This is a genomic window from Streptomyces sp. A 4/2, from assembly GCF_940670765.1.
Classification (GTDB): Bacteria; Actinomycetota; Actinomycetes; order Streptomycetales; family Streptomycetaceae; genus Streptomyces.
Genome location: NZ_CALNVW010000050.1, coordinates 86,783 through 104,627, shown reverse-complemented (window position 1 = coordinate 104,627; position 17,845 = coordinate 86,783). Strand labels below are relative to the sequence as shown.

Genomic DNA, 17,845 nt, shown 5'->3' with positions numbered 1-17,845 from the left:
GACACCGGCTCGGCCGACGGCGTCACCGGCCGGCCGACTTGATTTGTTTTCTGACACTACTAATACGGCATCGGCGCGATTGTTTCCAGAGGCGTGTCCAGCCGCGGTCCCGCGGCCCCGGAACGGCCGCGGGGGCGGATACGGAACGGCCGCGGGGGCGGATACGGAAATCCCGTACCCGCCCCCGCAGTGGAGACCGACCGTCGTGTCAGGACAGCAGCTCCACCTCCGCGAGGGTGGCCGTGTCCGCGCTCACCAGGCGGTACTTCTTGTACGTGCCCGGGTGGGCCACGCTGAAGACCCGGGTCTGCTTGTCCCAGGCGAAGGACTCGCCCGACCGCTCGTCCAGCTGGGTCCACTTCGTGCCGTCGTCGGAGCCCTGGAGCACCCACGCCTTCGGCGCCTTCGCCCTGTCCGACGAGGTGAGGGTGTACTGGACCGGCCGGGTCGCCGACTTCACGGGCAGGTCGACCGACGTGAACGAGGCGTCCGTGGCCGAGGTGTTGTCGAAGAGCGCCCCCGGACCACTGATCACGTCCTCACGCGGCGAAGGCACCTTGTCGTCCTTGGCGATGGAGACCGGGGCGTCGTTCTTGCCGGTGCCCCAGCGCGACGGCTGCGAGCCCATCGCGAAGTCCAGGGTCCCGCCCTGCTCCAGGACGTCACTCGGCAGCGCGGTCGAGTTCCAGGACTTGCCGTTCACCTTCAGGCCCTGCACGTAGATGTTCTTCGCGCTGTTCTTCGGCGCCTTCACCACCAGGTCCCGGCCGTTGTCCAGGTGCACGGTGGCCTTGGTGAACTGCGGTGATCCGACAGCGAATTCACCGCTGCCCATCACCAGCGGGTAGAAGCCCAGCGAGGAGAAGATGTACCAGGCCGACTGCTCGCCGTTGTCCTCGTCGCCGAGGTAGCCCTGGCCGATGTCACTGCCGACGTAGAGGCGGCTGAGCACCTCGCGGACCTTCTCCTGCGTCTTCCAGGGCTGACCGGCCGCGTCGTACATGTAGGTGACGTGGTGGGCCACCTGGTTGCTGTGGCCGTACTGTCCCATCCGGACGTCACGGGCCTCGGTCATCTCATGGATGACACCGCCGTACGAACCGGTGGTGTCGGGACCCGCGGTCTCGGGCGTCGAGAAGTAGGTGTCCAGCTTCTTCGCCAGGCCCGCCTGGCCGCCGTACAGATTGGCCAGACCGTGCGAGTCCTGCGGGGCGGTGAAGGCGTAGCCCCAGCCGTCGGTCTCGGTGTAGTCGTAGCCCCAGACCCGCGGGTCGTACTTGTCGGCCGGGAGCCGCCAGTTGCCCTGCGCGTCCTTGCCCTGGAAGAAGTCGACCTCCGGGTCGAAGAGCTTCACGTAGTTCTGCGCCCGGTTGAGGAAGTACTCGGACTCCTCCTTGTAGTGGGCCTCGTGCGTCTTCTTGTAGAGCGCCTGGCCCATCTGCGCGATGCCGTAGTCGTTGACGTATCCCTCCATCGACCAGGACATGCCCTCGTTGGTGTTCGTGTCCGCGTAGCCGACGAACGGCGCCGTGGCCATTCCCTTACGTCCAACTCCTGAACTCGGAGGTACGACGGTGGCGTTCTTCAGCGCTGCTTCGTACGCCGCCTTCGCGTCGAACTTCACGCCCTTCACATAGGCGTCCGCGAACGCCACGTCCGAGCTGGTGCCGGTCATCAGGTCGGAGTAGCCCGGGGAGGACCAACGGGAGATCCAGCCGCCGTCCTTGTACTGCTGGACGAAGCCGTCGACCATCTCACCCGCCTTCTTCGGGGTGAGGAAGGAGTACGCGGGCCAGGTCGTCCGGTAGGTGTCCCAGAAGCCGTTGTTGACGTACACCGAACCGTCCACGACCTTCGCGCCCGTGTGGGTCGGGGTGTTCTCACCGGCCTTGGGCGAGAACGGACTCGCGTACTCGATCTTCGAACCGACCTTCTCGGAACCGGAGTTCGGGTAGAGGTACAGCCGGTACATGGAGGAGTAGAGCGAGGTCAGCTGGTCGTGACTGGCGCCCTGCACCTCGATCTTGCCGAGGATCTTGTCCCACTGCGCCTGGGCCTTCGCCTCGGTCTTCGCGAAGGTGGCCGAGGCGGGCAGCTCCTGGGACAGGTTGTCCTTCGCCTGGTCCACGCTGATCAGGGAGGTCGCCAGGCGCAGGGTGACCGTGCGGTTCTTGCCCGGCTTGAAGCGCATGTAGCCGGTGACGTCGTCGCCGCCCCCGCCGGTGAGCCGCGAGCTCGCGGTGACCGGGGTGTCGAAGGAGCCGTACACGAACATCCGGGTCGCTCCGGTGGAGCCGCCGCTCTTGACGTCCGAGTACCCGCTGAAGGTCCCGGTCTTCGGGTCGAGGGTCAGACCGCCCGCGTTGGAGACGTTGTCGAAGATCATGCTCGCGTTGTCACCGGGGTAGGTGAACCGCATCATCGCCGCATGGTCGGTCGGCGTCAGCTCCGCCTTGAGGCCGTTCTCGAAGGTGACCCCGTAGTAGTGGGGCTTGGCGACCTCGTTCTCGTGCTGGAAGGGGAGCGCCCGCTTGCCGCGGTCGGCGTCCGGGGTTCCGGCGGCCACCGACGGCATCAGCTGGAAGGTCTGCCGGTCGCCCATCCAGGGGCTCGGCTCGTGGCTGGCGCCGAAGGCCTGGAGCGTGGGGAGGTTGTCGGCGTTGTTGGTGCTCGCATAGTTGTAGAGCCAGCTCGTGGAGCCCGCGTCGGTGACCGGCGTCCAGAAGTTGAAGCCATTGGGGACGGCGGTCGCCGGGAAGTTGTTGCCGCGGGAGTAGCCGCCGCTCGAATTGGTGCCACGGGTGGTGAGGGCGTAGTCCGAGAGGTGCGCGGACGGCTTCTCGGTCTTCTTGGGCGCGATCGAGAGGTCGTCGATCCAGCCGCGGAACGTCGCCGGGCCCTTGGGGGAGTCGTACGCCACCAGGATCCGGTCGACGGTCTTGCCGGCCGCGACCGTCCCGATGTCCGAGGAGACCGTGTTCCACTGGTTGACGTAGAGCCGCTTGGCGGCGCCCTGGCCCTGCGGCGTCAGCAGCCCGCCGTTGGAGTCGGTGGCCTTCAGGTCGCTCAGGTACGTGCCGTCCGTGAAGGCCAGATCGACCGCCACATCGGTGGACGGGTAGTTCAGGTCGGTCTTCCCCATCTCCGGGAACACCTTGTACGCCAGCTCGGTGTTCCGGTCGATCCGGGTGTTGACATCGAAGACCTTGTTGTACGAGTAGGCGTGGCCCTCGCCCTTCTGGGTGCCGGAGTAGCGCAGCGAATGGGTCCCGGTGAACCCGGCCCCGGCCTTGGCGGTCGGCGAGGTCAGCGGCCCGCTGTCCACCCTGGTGACCATGTCGGTGGGCGGCGGGGTGCTGGTGTCCCCGTTCGAGAATTGAACATCGGCGAGCTGAGTGGCGTCCGAAGCGCCGTTGTTGGCCGAGATCTCGAACCGGTAGTGCGCATAGGCGGTGTCCGCACCGCCGACGTCGTACGACTTCGTCTGGAAGCGCTGGTCGAAGGCCTGGCCCTGCCGGCTGTCCAGGGTCTTCCAGTCCTTGCCGTCGGTGGAGCCCTGCAGGGTCCAGTCCTTCGGGTCACGCTCGGAGTGGTCGTTGGCGGACGTCAGCGCGTAGGTCGTGACCTTCACCGCTTCGTCCAGATCGAACTCCACCCACCCGGTCGGGTGGAACGCCAGCCACTTGGTGTTCGGATCCAGGTCGACGAGGCTGCCCTTGCCCTCGCCGCTGGCCGCGTTCTCGTCACTGGCCCGCAGCCCGATGACATGATCCATGACATTGCCCGGTATACCGGCATTGGTGGTGCCATCGATACCGGAGGAGCGTTTATGGCCGTCAGGACCTGTTTCTACGGTATTCCGCCAGTCCGGCTGTGGCTGGCCCGCTTCGAACGAGGAGTGGAACTCCTTGTCCGACGCGTGACGTTGGGCGGGTTGCGCCACGGCAGCGCCCTGCCCCGTCACGACGAGCGCGAATGCCGCCGCCACCAGGGCGGCCGTAGATCTTGCCCGGTGCCGAGCTCTGGTCTGCATGAGGGTTTTCCTCTCACCTATGCGCTTTGGACAACGTTGTCACTCTGATGCGCAAGGTCCAGTAGGAAGGCAAGTGGGCTGTGCCGTCAAGTGTGTTGACCGCGCGTACCGGACGGAATTGGACGCGCTCTCAAGGGGAAGTCCCGGCTGGTGGGCGGAGTGCACCAGATGTCTGTGAGGTCTCAACTCGGGAAAGACTGACGTTCAAACCTGCATTCGATCTTGCCCAGTTGAAGGTCAGTGGACTATACCTGTCGACGTCCGCTTCGCCGTGTCTTTGGCAGCGGGCCAGGGGGGGTGGGGAACAGGGTGGGGGAGCATCAGGGCATCCTCATCCAAATTCTCAGTGTTCCCTTCCTGCAGCCAGTGCAACCCAGCTTCAACTGACCGCGGTGGCGGGGCCCTTCGCCTGAGGCGAATTCTCAACGGGCGACCGGTACACCGCCTGAGTCCTGTAGAAGGCGAGGACTTGAGCATGGGATCCACCTCCGCTCGCACCACTGAGGGCCTTGGCCGTCGTGATCTGATCAAGCGATCGGCCGCTCTCGGCCTGATCACCGTCCCGACGATGAGCTTCCTCTCTGCCTGCGCGAGCAGCGACAGCAGCAGCGACAAGAAGGTCGCGAAGGGCAAGACGACCGCGAGCAACCCGCTCGGCGTGAACGAGACCGCCCCGCTCGACATGGTCGTCTTCGACGGAGGCTTCGGCGTCGAGTACGCCAAGGCCGCCAACACGCTGTACTCGAAGGCGCACCCGAAGTCGAAGGTGCACTTCTCGTCCACGCAGAAGATCCAGTCCGAGCTGCAGCCGCGCTTCAACGGCGGCACCCCGCCCGACCTGATCGACAACTCGGGCGCCGAGCAGATGGACATGGGTGTCCTGGTCGGCAAGAACCAGCTGACCGACCTCACGCCCCTGCTGGACGCGCCGTCCGTCGACGACCCGAGCAAGAAGGTCCGGGACACCCTGCGTCCGGGCATCGTGGAGATGGGCCAGTACGACGGTCAGCCGTGCTGGATCATGAACTACGCGTACACCGTCTACGGCGTCTGGTACTCGCAGACCGCCCTGGACAACCTGGACGTCGAGTATCCCAAGACCTGGGACGCCATGCTCTCCGTCTGTGCCAAGGCGAAGAAGAAGGGCATCGCGGGCTGGACGTACGCGGGCAAGTACCCGTACTACCTGCCGTTCTCGCTCTTCCCCTTCATCGCCAAGATCGGCGGCCGTCAGGTCCTCGACGACATCGACGACCTGGCGCCCAACGCCTGGAAGCACCCCGCCGTCAAGGCCGGATTCGATGCCTACTACGAGCTGTTCCAGAAGGGCTACATCCTCAAGGGAACGCCCGGCATCGACCACATCCAGTCCCAGACCGCCTGGACCGGTGGCAAGGCGCTCTTCATCCCCAACGGCTCCTGGGTGGAGAACGAGGCGGCGAAGACCACGCCCAAGAACTTCCAGATGAAGGTCGGCGCGCCGTCCAGCCTGGACGAGTCCACGGACAAGATGCCGTACGGCACCATCTGGGCCTCCGGTGGCGAGCCCTTCATCGTGCCGCGGAACGCGAAGAACCCGCAGGCGGGCATGGACCAGCTGCGCATCATGCTCAGTGAGGCCTCGTCCAAGAACTTCACCAAGACGGTGAAGTCGCTGTCCGCCTTCAACGGTGGCACCGACGGTCTGGAGCTGTCGACGGCCCTCCAGTCGGGCCTCGACGTGCTGAAGGCCGCGGGCGACAACGTGGTCAACCCGCGGCTCCAGGACTGGTACGTGAAGCTCCAGAAGGAGCAGATCGGCGTCTCGGTCCTGGGCGAGATGATGGCGGGCCGCATGACCCCGGCCGAGGCTGTCAAGAAGTGTCAGCAGTACGCCGACGCAGCCGCCAAGGACTCGTCGATCAAGCACTACAAGCACCAGTGAGCACGCGTCACCAGCGGCGGCACCCGCCGGAAGATCGGGGTCGGTAACCATGCAACAAGGTAAGTACCGGTTCATTGTGGGATTCTTGATAGTCCCACTGGCGTTGTATGCAATCTTCGTCATATGGCCGTTCATTCAGTCGATCTATTACTCGTTCACCGACTGGACCGGCCTGAGCCCGGACTTCAAGATGGTGGGCTTCGACAACTACAGCCGGATGCTCCAGGACCCGACATTCTGGAAATCCCTGGAACACAGTGTGCTGTTCGTGTTGTTGCTGCCGCTGGTGACGCTCGGCCTCGCGCTGTTCTTCGCCTTCATGCTGAATGTGGGTGGCAAGCGCCGTAAGGGCGTATCCATCGGGGGCGTACGCGGTTCCGGGTTCTACAAGATCGCGTACTTCTTCCCGCAGGTGCTGTCGATCGCGATCGTCGCCCTGCTCTTCAGGTTCATCTACAACCCCGACGGGGGCATTCTCAACGGCGCCCTGGACGCGGTCGGTCTCGACAGCATTCAGCCGGACTGGCTCGGAGACCCGAAGCTGGCCCTCTGGTGCATCTTCGCCGTACTCGTCTGGTCCCAGGTCGGCTTCTTCGTGGTGCTGTTCTCCGCGGGAATGGCATCCATTCCGAAGGACTTCTACGAAGCGGCGCTGCTGGACGGCGCGAGCCGGGTCACGACCTTCTTCCGGATCACGCTTCCGCTGCTCTGGGACACCGTGCAGTCGGGCTGGGTGTACATGGGCATCCTGTCCCTCGGCGCCGAGGCGTTCGCCGCGGTGAACATCATGAGTGTGGGCCCGGGTGGCCCCGCCCAATCGACCACCGTGCTGCCGCTGTTCGTCTACCAGACGGCGTTCCGCGACGGCCAGGCCGGATACGCGACAACGATCGGCGTCGCCCTCCTCGTGCTCACCCTGGTGTTCTCCGCCATCGTGATGCGACTGGGCCGGCGCGAGCGGCTGGAGTTCTGAGATGAAGACCACTGACACCCCTCCGGCCGAGGTCGCCGAGGACCCGACGCCGGCCCGGCTCACCAAGCCCGCGGCGGCTCCGGCGAAGAAGAAGGGCGAGAGCGGCGGCGGCACGCTCAACGTCTTCTCGCACGGCGTGCTCATCATCTGGGCGGTCCTGGTCGTCGTTCCGCTGCTGTGGGCGGTGATGTCGTCGTTCAAGAACGACCACGACATCCTCGCCGAGCCGTGGAAGCTGCCCGACCGGCTGCACTTCGAGAACTGGTCCCGTGCCTGGGGCCAGGCGCACATGGGTCAGTACTTCGGGCACACCATCGTGGTCGTCGGCGGCTCGCTCATCGGCACCCTGCTGCTCGGCTCCATGGCGGCCTACGTGCTGGCGCGCTTCGACTTCCCGGGGAACAGGTTCATCTACTTCCTGTTCGTCGGAGGGATGAGCTTCCCGATCATCCTGGCGCTGGTGCCGTTGTTCTTCGTCATGAACAACATGAGTCTGCTGAACACGACCCAGGGCCTGATCCTGGTCTACATCGCCTACTCGCTGCCGTTCACCGTCTTCTTCCTCACCTCGTTCTTCCGGACGCTGCCGGGAGAAGTGGCCGAGGCGGCGACGCTCGACGGCGCCTCGCACACCCGGACCTTCTTCCAGGTGATGCTGCCGATGGCCAAGCCCGGCCTGATCAGCGTGGGTATCTTCAACTTCCTGGGCCAGTGGAACCAGTACCTGCTTCCGACGGTGCTGAACACCGACCCGAAGCAGCGGGTCCTCGCCCAGGGACTGGTCGAGCTGGCCACCAGCCAGGGGTACAAGGGCGACTACTCCGGCCTCTTCGCCGGACTGGTGATGGCGATGCTGCCGGTCCTGGCGGCGTACATCATCTTCCAGCGGCAGGTCGTCGCCGGTCTGACCGCGGGGGCGCTCAAGTAGGGCCTCCTGTTCCGCTGTTCACCCGAACCGCCCGACAGCATCCGCTGTCGGGCGGTTCGTCTGTTCTGCCCGCCGGGCCGGCTGCTCATCTGTCTCTCCCCTTGCTCAAGGTCTTGACGGGGGGGAGGCCAAAAGAGTCAGCTTAGGGTTCACATGTTGGAGATATGGCGGGCCCTGACAGGGGTGTCCCGCACGGGGGCGGCCGTCGCGCCGTCCACCAATGGCAGGAGTGGATGAGTCGATGGAGACTCCGGGGTCGCAGACGTCTCTGCACCGGGCCAACCTTGAGCGGGTCGTACGCGCGGTGCGTATGGCGGGCTCGCTCACCCAGGCGGAGATCGCCCGCAGTACGGGGCTCTCGGCAGCCACGGTTTCCAATATCGTTCGCGAACTGAAGGACGGCGGCACGGTCGAGGTCACCCCGACCTCGGCGGGCGGCCGACGGGCCCGCAGCGTCTCGCTCAGCGGTTCGGCGGGCATCGTCATAGGGGTCGACTTCGGCCACACGCATCTGCGCGTCGCGGTCGGCAACCTGGCTCACCAGGTCCTCGCCGAGGAGTCCGAACCGCTCGATGTGGACGCCTCGTCGGCCGAAGGCTTCGGGCGGGCCGAGGAGTTGGTGAACCGGCTGATCACGGCGACCGGCATCGGCGCGGACAAGGTCGTGGGCGTGGGGCTCGGGGTGCCGGGACCGATCGACGTCGAGTCGGGCACGCTCGGCTCCACCTCGATCCTGCCGGGCTGGTCGGGCATCAACCCGAGCGACGAATTCGCGGCCCGGCTCGGCGTGCCCGTGTACGTCGACAACGACGCCAATCTGGGTGCACTCGGCGAGCTGGTGTGGGGGAGCGGTCGCGGGGTCAGGGACCTCGCGTACATCAAGGTCGCCAGCGGCGTCGGAGCCGGTCTGGTGATCGACGGGCAGATCTACCGCGGCCCCGGTGGCACCGCGGGCGAGATCGGGCACATCACGCTCGACGAGTCCGGCCCGGTGTGCCGTTGCGGCAACCGGGGGTGCCTGGAGACCTTCACGGCCGCCCGGTACGTCCTGCCGCTCCTCGAGTCCAGCCACGGCACCGGTCTGACCATCGAGCGGGTCGTCCAGCTCGCGCGCGGCGGCGACCCGGGCTGCCGCAGGGTGATCGCGGACGTCGGCCGGCACATCGGCAGCGGCGTCGCCAATCTCTGCAACCTGCTCAACCCGAGCAGGGTGGTGCTCGGCGGCGACCTCGCGGAGGCCGGTGAGCTGGTGCTCGGCCCGATCAGGGAGTCCGTCGGCCGGTACGCGATCCCCAGCGCCGCCCGCCAACTCTCCGTGCTTCCAGGGGCGTTGGGCGGCCGGGCCGAGGTGCTGGGCGCGCTCGCGCTGGTCCTCAGTGAAATGGGCGATTCAAGTCTTTTGGACAGCACGATGCCCACAGGGACGCCTGTCTTCACTTAGAGAAGGAATGACACCGTTGCCATCTCGTTAAGGATTTACTCCTTGACGCTGGCCTGACAGCCGAGTTGACTCCAGGCACCTCGGCCGCAATGTCGCGGCCTCGTCAGGGAGGTTTCTGAAGTGAACACGCAGATGCGTCGTGCCGCCGTGGCCGTGGCCGTCACCGCGATGGCTGTCTCTCTCGCCGCTTGTGGCAGTGCCAAGGAGTCCGGCGGGAACAAGGACAAGCCGGCCGGGAACTCCGCGAAGAAGGGCGACGCCCTCAACATCGGGCTGCTCCTTCCGGAGAACCAGACCGCCCGCTACGAGAAGTTCGACAAGCCGTTGATCGAGAAGAAGGTCGACGAACTGACCCACGGCAAGGGCAAGATCACTTACGTCAATGCCAAGCAGCAGCCGGACACGCAGAGCCAGCAGATGGACGCCATGGTGACCAACCGGGTGGACGCCATCATCGTGGACGCCGTCGACTACAAGTCGATCGCGGCCTCGGTGAAGAAGGCCAAGGAGGCGGGTATCCCCGTCGTCGCCTTCGACCGCCTCGCCCAGGGCCCCATCGACGCCTACGTCTCGTTCGACAACGTGACCGTCGGCAAGACGCAGGGCGAGGCCCTGCTCACGGCGCTCGGCACCAAGGCCAAGTCCGGCAAGATCGTCATGATGAACGGCTCCTCCACCGACCCGAACGCTGCCGACTTCAAGAAGGGCGCTCACTCCGTCCTCGACGGCAAGGTGAACATCGGCAAGGAGTACGACACCAAGGAGTGGAAGCCGGAGAACGCCAACTCCAACATGGAGGGCGCGATCACGGCCCTCGGCAAGAAGAACGTCATCGGCGTCTACTCCGCCAACGACGGCATGGCCGGCGGCATCATCACCGCCCTGAAGGCCGCCGGTATCTCGCCGATCCCGCCGGTCACCGGGCAGGACGCCGAACTCGCCGGTGTGCAGCGCATCGTGGCCGGGACGCAGTACATGAGCGTCTACAAGCCGTACATCCAGGAGGGTCCGATCGCCGCCGAGATGGCTGTCGCGCTCGCCAAGGGCCAGAAGCTCGACTCGATCGCCAAGACCACGGTCGACACCGTCAGCGTCAAGGGCATCCCCTCGGTGATCCTCCCGGTCGTCTCGCTGACCAAGGCGAACATCACCGACACCGTCATCAAGGACGGCATCTACAAGGTCAGCGAGATCTGCACCCCGGCCTACAAGGCCGCGTGCGACAAGCTGGGTCTGAAGTAACTCCCCTGCTCCGCAAGGGATTCGTGACCCACTGAAGCCTGTCCGGCGCCTTGCCCCACCACCGTCCCGCTAACGGGGCGGGCGCCGGGCGGAACACCCTGCTCAGCCACCGCGCTCTCATGGCAGCGTGGCATCCCCGCCGGTCAGGCGGCGAAGGAGATGGTTCAAGTGTCCGCTACGCCCGTGCTGGCGTTGCGTGGGGTCTCCAAGCGATTCGGTGCCGTCCAGGCGCTCACCGATGTAGAGCTTGAGGCCCACGGCGGTGAAGTACTCGCCCTGGTGGGCGACAACGGAGCCGGGAAGTCCACGCTGGTCAAGACGATCGCCGGGGTGCACCCCATCGATGACGGCGTCATCGAGTGGGAGGGCAGGGCGGTACAGATCAACCGCCCGCACGACGCCCAGCACCTGGGCATCGCGACCGTCTACCAGGACCTCTCGCTCTGCGACAACATCGATGTCGTCGGCAACCTCTACCTCGGCCGGGAACTGCGCAAGCGCGGCATCCTCGACGAGGTCGAAATGGAGCGCAGGTCACGGGAGTTGCTGACCACGCTCTCGATCCGCATCCCCAGTGTCCGCATCCCGATCGCCTCGCTCTCCGGCGGACAGCGCCAGACCGTCGCCATCGCGCGTTCCATGCTGGGCGAGCCGAAGCTCGTCATCCTCGACGAGCCCACGGCGGCCCTCGGCGTGGAGCAGACCGCGCAGGTGCTCGACCTGGTCGAGCGGCTCCGTGAGCGCGGCCACGCGGTGCTGCTCATCAGCCACAACATGGCGGACGTCAAGGCGGTCGCCGACAAGGTCGCGGTGCTCCGCCTCGGCCGCAACAACGGTGTCTTCGACGTGAAGACCACCTCGCAGGAAGAAATCATCGCCGCCATCACGGGCGCCACGGACAACGCCGTGACCCGTCGTGCGTCGCGCAGTGTGGAGGTTCAGAAGTGAGCATCGACAAGACCTCCACCGCGTCCGGCCCGGCGGACGCCCAGGCGGCGGCCCCGGCCGCGGTGACCACGGTCGACCCCCGGCTGCTGGTGCGCGAGCAGGGCTTCGCCGGTTACCTCTCCGAGTTCAAGCGCAAGATACGCGCGGGCGACCTCGGCTCCATCCCGGTGATCGTCGGCCTGATCGTCATCGCCGCGGTCTTCCAGAGCGTGAACTCGCGCTTCCTCACCGCGGGCAACCTGACCGACATCTCGGTGACCATGGTCGGTACCGGCATGATCGCCGTCGGTATCGTCTTCGTCCTGCTGCTCGGTGAGATCGACCTCTCGGTCGGCTCGGTCAGCGGCGTGGCCAGCGCGGCCTTCGCCGTGCTGAACGTCACACACGGGATGAACCAGTGGCTGGCGCTGCTGCTGTCCATCCTCACCGGCACGGTCGCCGGTGCGATCCACGGCTTCTTCTTCGCCCGCATCGGCGTCCCGGCGTTCGCCGTGACCCTGGCCGGTCTGCTGTTCTGGAACGGCTTCATGCTCCAGATCCTCGGCGACAACGGCACGATCAACCTGCCCGGTGACGGCCCCATCGCCAACATCACCGGCTACTACTTCGCCGACGTGGCCGTCGCGTACGGCTTCGCCCTGCTCGGCGTGGTGGTCTTCTTCCTCTCGTCGTTCCTCGACGCCCGGCGCCGCGAGGCCGCAGGGGTGCCGTCCCGGCCGCTCAGCGAGATCCTGCTGCGCACCGGGGCGCTGGCGGTCGTGGCCTTCGCGGTGGCGTACATGTACAACCAGTACAAGGGCATGCCGCTCGCCGTCATGATCTTCCTGGTGGTCCTGGTCGGCACGGACTTCCTGCTCCGCCGCACCACGTACGGCCGCAAGATCTTCGCGCTCGGCGGATCCGTCGAGGCGTCCCGTCGTGCCGGTATCAACGTCACGATGATCCGGATCTCGGTCTTCGCCGTCGCCGGTACGTTCGCCGCGATCGGCGGGCTCTTCCTCGCCTCCAAGATCGCCACCGCCAACCAGGGCGCCGGCAGTGGTGACCTGCTGATGAACGCGATCGCCGCCGCCGTCATCGGTGGCACCAGCCTCTTCGGCGGCCGTGGCCGTACCTGGAACGCGCTGCTCGGCGTGCTGGTGATCGTCTCGATCCAGTACGGCCTGTCGCTGGAGGGCATCGCCTCACCCATCCAGTACATGATCACCGGTGGCGTCCTGCTGGCCACCGTCGTGATCGACGCGGTGACCCGCAAGACCCAGAAGTCCGCAGGCCGCGCATAGTGCAGACGCGACAGGCGCCCGGCCCGGAAGCGTTCCGGTGCCGGGCGTCCGTGCGTACTACTACTCCGAACGGGTGACGTAGAACGCACCGCCCGATGCCGACCGCCCCGGATGGAACATTAGACTCAGCAGACCTGGCAAAGCTCGATCACAGTTCGAACGCAAGGAGGCACGGGTGGCGCTGCTGACCCGCATCACGGGACCGCGCGATCTGGACCGGCTGGGCCCGGAGCAGCTGGAACAGCTGGCCGGAGAGATCCGGACCTTCCTCGTCGACGCCGTGTCCAAGACCGGTGGCCATCTCGGCCCGAACCTGGGTGTCGTCGAGCTGACGATCGCCCTGCACCGCGTCTTCGATTCCCCCAAGGACCGGGTGCTCTTCGACACCGGTCACCAGAGCTATGTGCACAAGCTGCTCACCGGCCGTCAGGACTTCTCGAAGCTCAAAGGCAAGGGCGGCCTGTCCGGCTACCCCTCGCGAGCCGAGTCCGACCACGACATCATCGAGAATTCGCACGCCTCGACGGTTCTCGGCTGGGCCGACGGCCTCGCCAAGGCCAACGAGATCCTCAAGAAGGACGACCATGTCGTCGCGGTGATCGGTGACGGCGCGCTGACCGGCGGAATGGCCTGGGAGGCGCTGAACAACATCGCCGCCGCCAAGGACCGCCCGCTGGTGATCGTCGTCAACGACAACGAGCGCTCCTACGCGCCCACCATCGGCGGGATGGCCAATCACCTGGCCACGCTCCGCACGACCGACGGCTACGAGCGTTTCCTGGCCCGCGGCAAGGACCTCCTGGGGCGCACCCCCGTCGTCGGGAAGCCGCTGTACGAGACGCTGCACGGCGCGAAGAAGGGCCTCAAGGACTTCATCGCCCCGCAGGGCATGTTCGAGGACCTCGGCCTGAAGTACGTGGGCCCGATCGACGGTCACGACATCGAGGCACTGGAGTCCGCGCTGGAGCGGGCCAAGGGCTTCGGCGGACCGGTCATCGTGCACTGCATCACCGAGAAGGGCCGTGGTTACAAGCCCGCAGAGCAGGACGAGGCCGACCACTTCCACGGCATCGGCCCGATCCACCCCGACACCGGTCTGCCCATCGCCGCGGCAGGCCTGGACTGGACCTCGGTCTTCGGCGAGGAGATGGTCAAACTCGGCCACGAGCGCTCCGACATCGTCGCGATCACTGCGGCCATGCTCCAGCCGCTCGGCCTGGAGAAGTTCGAGAAGGCATTCCCGGACCGGGTGTACGACGTCGGGATCGCCGAGCAGCACGCCGCGGTGTCCGCCGCCGGTCTCGCGACCGGCGGACTGCACCCGGTCTTCGCCGTCTACGCGACCTTCCTCAACCGCGCCTTCGACCAGGTGCTGATGGATGTTGCCCTGCACAAGTGCGGTGTCACCTTCGTCCTGGACCGGGCCGGTGTCACCGGCACGGACGGTGCCTCGCACAACGGCATGTGGGACATGTCCATCCTCCAGTGCGTCCCCACCCTGCGGATCGCCGCGCCCCGCGACGCCGAGCAGGTCCGCGCCCAGCTGCGCGAGGCCGTCCAGGTCGAGGACGCGCCGACCGTCGTGCGCTACTCCAAGGGCGTGGTCGGTCCGGCCGTCCCCGCCGTGGGCAAGATCGGCGGCATGGATGTGCTGCGCAAGGCCGGTACGGACCGGCCGGACGTCCTGCTGGTCTCCATCGGCGCGCTGGCCCCGATGTGCCTGGAGATCGCCGAACTGCTCAACAAGCAGGGCATCACGACGACGGTCGTCGACCCGCGCTGGGTGAAGCCCGTCGACGAGGCACTCGCCCCGCTCGCCGAGCAGCACCGGGTGGTCGTCACGGTCGAGGACAACAGCCGTGCCGGAGGCGTCGGTTCGGCCGTTGCCCAGGCCCTGCGGGACGCCGGCGTCGACGTACCGCTGCGGGACTTCGGTATCCCGCCGCGCTTCCTCGACCACGCGTCCCGCAAGGAGGTCATGGCCGAGATCGGGCTGACCGCCCCGGACATCGCCCGCCAGGTCACCGGCCTGGTGGCGAAGATCGACGGCCGTTACGAGAGCGAGTCCGCCGCTGCGGAGCCCGCCCGCGACTGATCACACGGCACAGCAGCACCTCGCGCCACCGATGAGCCGGTGGGACCAAGCCTGTACGGGTGGTCCCACCGGCTCATTCGTGTGAAAAAGGCTCGCTGCCGGGTACACGGACACACGCGCTCCTGATCATGCAAGGACGACAAGCGTGGAGGTACGCCCGTGAGCAGCAGTCTCTTCCGGACGAAATCCGTGGAGCAGTCCATCCAGGACACGGAGGAACCGGAGCACACGCTCAAGAAGTCGCTGTCCGCGCTCGATCTGACGGTCTTCGGCGTCGGTGTCGTGATCGGTACGGGCATCTTCGTACTGACCGGCCTGATCGCCAAACAGACCGCGGGCCCCGCCGTGGCACTGTCCTTCGTCGTGGCCGGTGTCGTCTGCGCTCTCGCGGCCCTCTGTTACGCGGAGTTCGCGTCGACGGTCCCGGTGGCGGGCTCCGCGTACACCTTCTCGTACGCCTCGCTCGGGGAGCTGCCCGCCTGGATCATCGGCTGGGACCTCATCCTCGAACTGGCCCTGGGCTGTGCGGTGGTGGCCGTCGGCTGGTCCGGATACATGCGTTCGCTGATGGACACCGCGGGGCTGAACCTGCCCCGGTTCCTGACCGGGACGCACGGCGGGAAGTTCGGCTTCGATCTGCTGGCGGCCCTCCTCGTGCTCGTCCTGACCGGCATTCTGGTCGCCGGTATGAAGCTCTCCTCGCGGGTGACGACGATCGTGGTCGCCATCAAGGTCACCGTCGTCCTGCTGGTGATCGTCGTGGGCGCCTTCTACATCACCGGCTCCAACTACCACCCCTTCATCCCGCCCTCCGTGCACAGCTCGGGTGACAGCGGCCTCAAGGCCCCGCTGGTCCAGCTGATGTTCGGGTTCACGCCCGGTTCCTTCGGCGTGATGGGCATCTTCACCGCCGCCGCGGTCGTCTTCTTCGCCTTCATCGGCTTCGACATCGTCGCCACCGCGGCCGAGGAGACCCGCAACCCGCAGCGGGACGTACCGCGCGGCATCCTCGGTTCGCTGATCATCTGCACCGTGCTGTACGTGGCCGTCTCGATCGTCGTCACCGGTATGCAGAAGTACACCCAACTGTCCACCGACGCCCCGCTCGCCGATGCCTTCAAGGCGGTCGGACACCCCTTCTGGGCGGGCCTGATCAGTTTCGGGGCGGCCGTCGGACTCACCTCCGTCTGCATGATCCTGCTGCTCGGCCAGAGCCGGGTCTTCTTCGCCATGAGCCGGGACGGGCTGCTGCCGCAGTTCTTCTCCCGGGTGCACCCGAAGTTCGGTACGCCCTACCGCTCCACGATCCTGCTCGGCGTGATCGTCGCGGTGGTCGCGGGCTTCACCTCGATCAACGAACTCGCCGAACTGGTCAACATCGGGACGCTGTTCGCCTTCGTCACGGTCGCCGCCGGGGTCATGATCCTGCGCAGGAAGCGCCCGGACCTGCCGCGTGCGTTCCGGACACCGCTGGTGCCGCTGGTGCCGATCCTGTCGATGCTGGCCTCGTTCTGGCTGATGCTGAATCTGCCCGCCGAGACCTGGCTGCGGTTCGGCATCTGGATGGTGATCGGCGCGGTCGTGTACTTCGCGTACGGGCGCGGGAACAGCCGGATGGAACAGCGCGGGGCACGGTAGGCCGCGGTGGAGGGGCCGGGTGCTATCGGCCCTCACCAGCCAGAATGTTATTCTCGGCCAGAAGTATGACCGGTTGAGGGAAGGCTGGCAGCCAGCCATGTCGTCGCGTTCCGTACAGGCCACAGGTCCGGCCACGAGCTGCTGGCTGCTGCGGGGCAAGGACGGCAGCCTCAGCGCGTACGCCCCCGCGGACGGCGGCTTTCTGCGCTGGACCGAGCAGCAGCCGGGCGGCCCCGACTGGTCCGGGCCGGACTTCGTCGCGGCCCCCGATCTCACCCACATGACCCTGGCACAGGGCCCGGACGGCTATGTCCATCTGCTGGCCCGGCGCGACGGCGCCCGCGGGGTCGAGGTGATGCATACGACGCAGTACCAGACGGGCCGTCCGTTCGGACCGTGGCACTCCCTCGGGAACCCCTACAAGGACGCCGACCGCGCCCGCAGGACCGGCGCCCCGGCGGCGGTGGTCGGCGCCGACGGCCGGGTCCATGTCTTCGTGCGCAACGCGGGCCGCGGCCTGACCATGCGCCGGCAGGGCAAGTCCGGCAAGTGGGAGGGGTGGAAGGACCTGAAGGGCAGCCGGCTGCTGGACGGGACGCCCGCCGCGGTCGCCCCGGCCGACCACGTCGAGGTGCTGGCGCCCGCGGAGAAGCACGTGCTGCACTGGGCCCAGGAGGAGCCGGGCGGCGACTTCACCGTGGGGGACCCGGTCTCCGCCACCCCGGCTGCGGGGTCCGCCACCGGGGTGTGCACGGCGGAAGGCCGTGCCACGTACTACTGGTGCGACTCCGGCGGCGCCGGGGTGATGGGCCACCGTGCGGGCGCCGAACCCCTGGAGCTGGGCGGGGCGCCGGACGGCGGGCCGGTGGCCGTGCTGCGTACCGGTGTCGAAGGGTACGACTGCACGGTGCTGGCCTACCGGGGCCGCAACGGCCGTCCGGCCATCGCCGCCTGCCCCACCGAGGGTGAGGCGGACGGGCTGTGGTGGACGGAGACCGGCGAGGCCTCGCTGGGCGCACCTGCCCTCGCCGTGGACGCGGCGGGCCGGGTGGTTCTCGCGGTGATCGCCGTGGACGGCACGCTGCGGGTGGCGCGGCAGAAGGCGGAACCGGGGCTGGCACTCGCGGCCTGGACCCAGGCCTGACCGGCTGATTCCGCACCGGTCGGGACGGTCCGGGGAGCCCGCTTGATCCGGGCGGTCCGGGGAATCCCGGCGGCTCGGAGATTCCGGACGGTCCGGGGAGTCCCGGCGCTGTGAGATTCCGGACGGACCGGGGAGTCCCGGCGGCTCGGAAATTCCGGTCGGTCCGGTCGGTCCAGTCAGTCCGCACGGACCGGGC

At 67.1% G+C, this 17,845-nt stretch carries 11 protein-coding genes; 10 read left to right on the top strand and 1 reads right to left on the bottom strand.

Annotated elements, in window-relative coordinates:
- Positions 1–208: 208 nt before the first annotated feature.
- The gene (locus NBY69_RS33205; RefSeq protein WP_250305680.1) at positions 209–4,033 is read right to left on the bottom strand and encodes a GH92 family glycosyl hydrolase; all 3,825 of its coding nucleotides are present in this window, start codon (positions 4,031–4,033) and stop codon (positions 209–211) included.
- Positions 4,034–4,508: 475 nt separating this feature from the next.
- Between NBY69_RS33205 and ngcE the strand changes: the two genes are divergently transcribed.
- From ngcE to NBY69_RS33155, 10 genes are all read left to right on the top strand, one after another.
- Positions 4,509–5,957, top strand: a complete 1,449-nt coding sequence (gene ngcE, locus NBY69_RS33200; protein WP_250305679.1) for an N-acetylglucosamine/diacetylchitobiose ABC transporter substrate-binding protein — start codon at positions 4,509–4,511, stop codon at positions 5,955–5,957.
- Positions 5,958–6,006: 49 nt separating this feature from the next.
- Positions 6,007–6,930, top strand: a complete 924-nt coding sequence (locus NBY69_RS33195) for a carbohydrate ABC transporter permease (RefSeq protein WP_250305678.1) — start codon at positions 6,007–6,009, stop codon at positions 6,928–6,930.
- Position 6,931: 1 nt separating this feature from the next.
- Positions 6,932–7,858 (top strand): carbohydrate ABC transporter permease, encoded by a 927-nt coding sequence (locus NBY69_RS33190; protein ID WP_250305677.1) that lies wholly within the window; start codon positions 6,932–6,934, stop codon positions 7,856–7,858.
- 241 nt (positions 7,859–8,099) lie between these two features.
- On the top strand, positions 8,100–9,299 hold the full coding sequence (locus tag NBY69_RS33185) for an ROK family transcriptional regulator (RefSeq protein WP_250305676.1): 1,200 nt from the start codon (positions 8,100–8,102) through the stop codon (positions 9,297–9,299).
- 132 nt (positions 9,300–9,431) lie between these two features.
- Entirely contained in the window at positions 9,432–10,541 is a 1,110-nt protein-coding gene (locus NBY69_RS33180; RefSeq protein WP_250305743.1) for a sugar ABC transporter substrate-binding protein, read from the top strand.
- Positions 10,542–10,700: 159 nt separating this feature from the next.
- Complete coding sequence (locus NBY69_RS33175) at positions 10,701–11,489, top strand: ATP-binding cassette domain-containing protein (protein ID WP_250305675.1); 789 nt, start codon at positions 10,701–10,703, stop codon at positions 11,487–11,489.
- Positions 11,486–12,772 (top strand): sugar ABC transporter permease, encoded by a 1,287-nt coding sequence (locus NBY69_RS33170; protein ID WP_250305674.1) that lies wholly within the window; start codon positions 11,486–11,488, stop codon positions 12,770–12,772. The genes NBY69_RS33175 and NBY69_RS33170 overlap by 4 nt, the downstream gene beginning before the upstream one ends.
- Before the next feature lie 175 nt (positions 12,773–12,947).
- Positions 12,948–14,867, top strand: coding sequence for a 1-deoxy-D-xylulose-5-phosphate synthase (dxs, locus tag NBY69_RS33165; protein ID WP_250305673.1), 1,920 nt, complete (start codon positions 12,948–12,950; stop codon positions 14,865–14,867).
- A gap of 159 nt (positions 14,868–15,026) precedes the next feature.
- A complete protein-coding gene (locus NBY69_RS33160) occupies positions 15,027–16,505 on the top strand; it encodes an amino acid permease (RefSeq protein WP_250305672.1) in 1,479 nt (492 codons plus the stop codon).
- A 97-nt stretch (positions 16,506–16,602) separates the two neighbouring features.
- Positions 16,603–17,649 (top strand): hypothetical protein, encoded by a 1,047-nt coding sequence (locus tag NBY69_RS33155; protein ID WP_250305671.1) that lies wholly within the window; start codon positions 16,603–16,605, stop codon positions 17,647–17,649.
- The last annotated feature ends 196 nt before the right edge of the window (positions 17,650–17,845 follow it).

What these genes read in the sequence shown, in the direction of transcription:
- NBY69_RS33180 (WP_250305743.1), top strand. Translation starts at nt 9,432, where the DNA reads ATGCGTCGTGCCGCCGTGGCCGTGGCCGTCACCGCGATGGCTGTCTCT.
- ngcE (WP_250305679.1), top strand. Translation starts at nt 4,509, where the DNA reads ATGGGATCCACCTCCGCTCGCACCACTGAGGGCCTTGGCCGTCGTGAT.
- NBY69_RS33205 (WP_250305680.1), bottom strand. Translation starts at nt 4,033, where the DNA reads ATGCAGACCAGAGCTCGGCACCGGGCAAGATCTACGGCCGCCCTGGTG.
- NBY69_RS33175 (WP_250305675.1), top strand. Translation starts at nt 10,701, where the DNA reads ATGGTTCAAGTGTCCGCTACGCCCGTGCTGGCGTTGCGTGGGGTCTCC.
- NBY69_RS33190 (WP_250305677.1), top strand. Translation starts at nt 6,932, where the DNA reads ATGAAGACCACTGACACCCCTCCGGCCGAGGTCGCCGAGGACCCGACG.
- NBY69_RS33155 (WP_250305671.1), top strand. Translation starts at nt 16,603, where the DNA reads ATGTCGTCGCGTTCCGTACAGGCCACAGGTCCGGCCACGAGCTGCTGG.
- NBY69_RS33185 (WP_250305676.1), top strand. Translation starts at nt 8,100, where the DNA reads ATGGAGACTCCGGGGTCGCAGACGTCTCTGCACCGGGCCAACCTTGAG.
- NBY69_RS33195 (WP_250305678.1), top strand. Translation starts at nt 6,007, where the DNA reads ATGCAACAAGGTAAGTACCGGTTCATTGTGGGATTCTTGATAGTCCCA.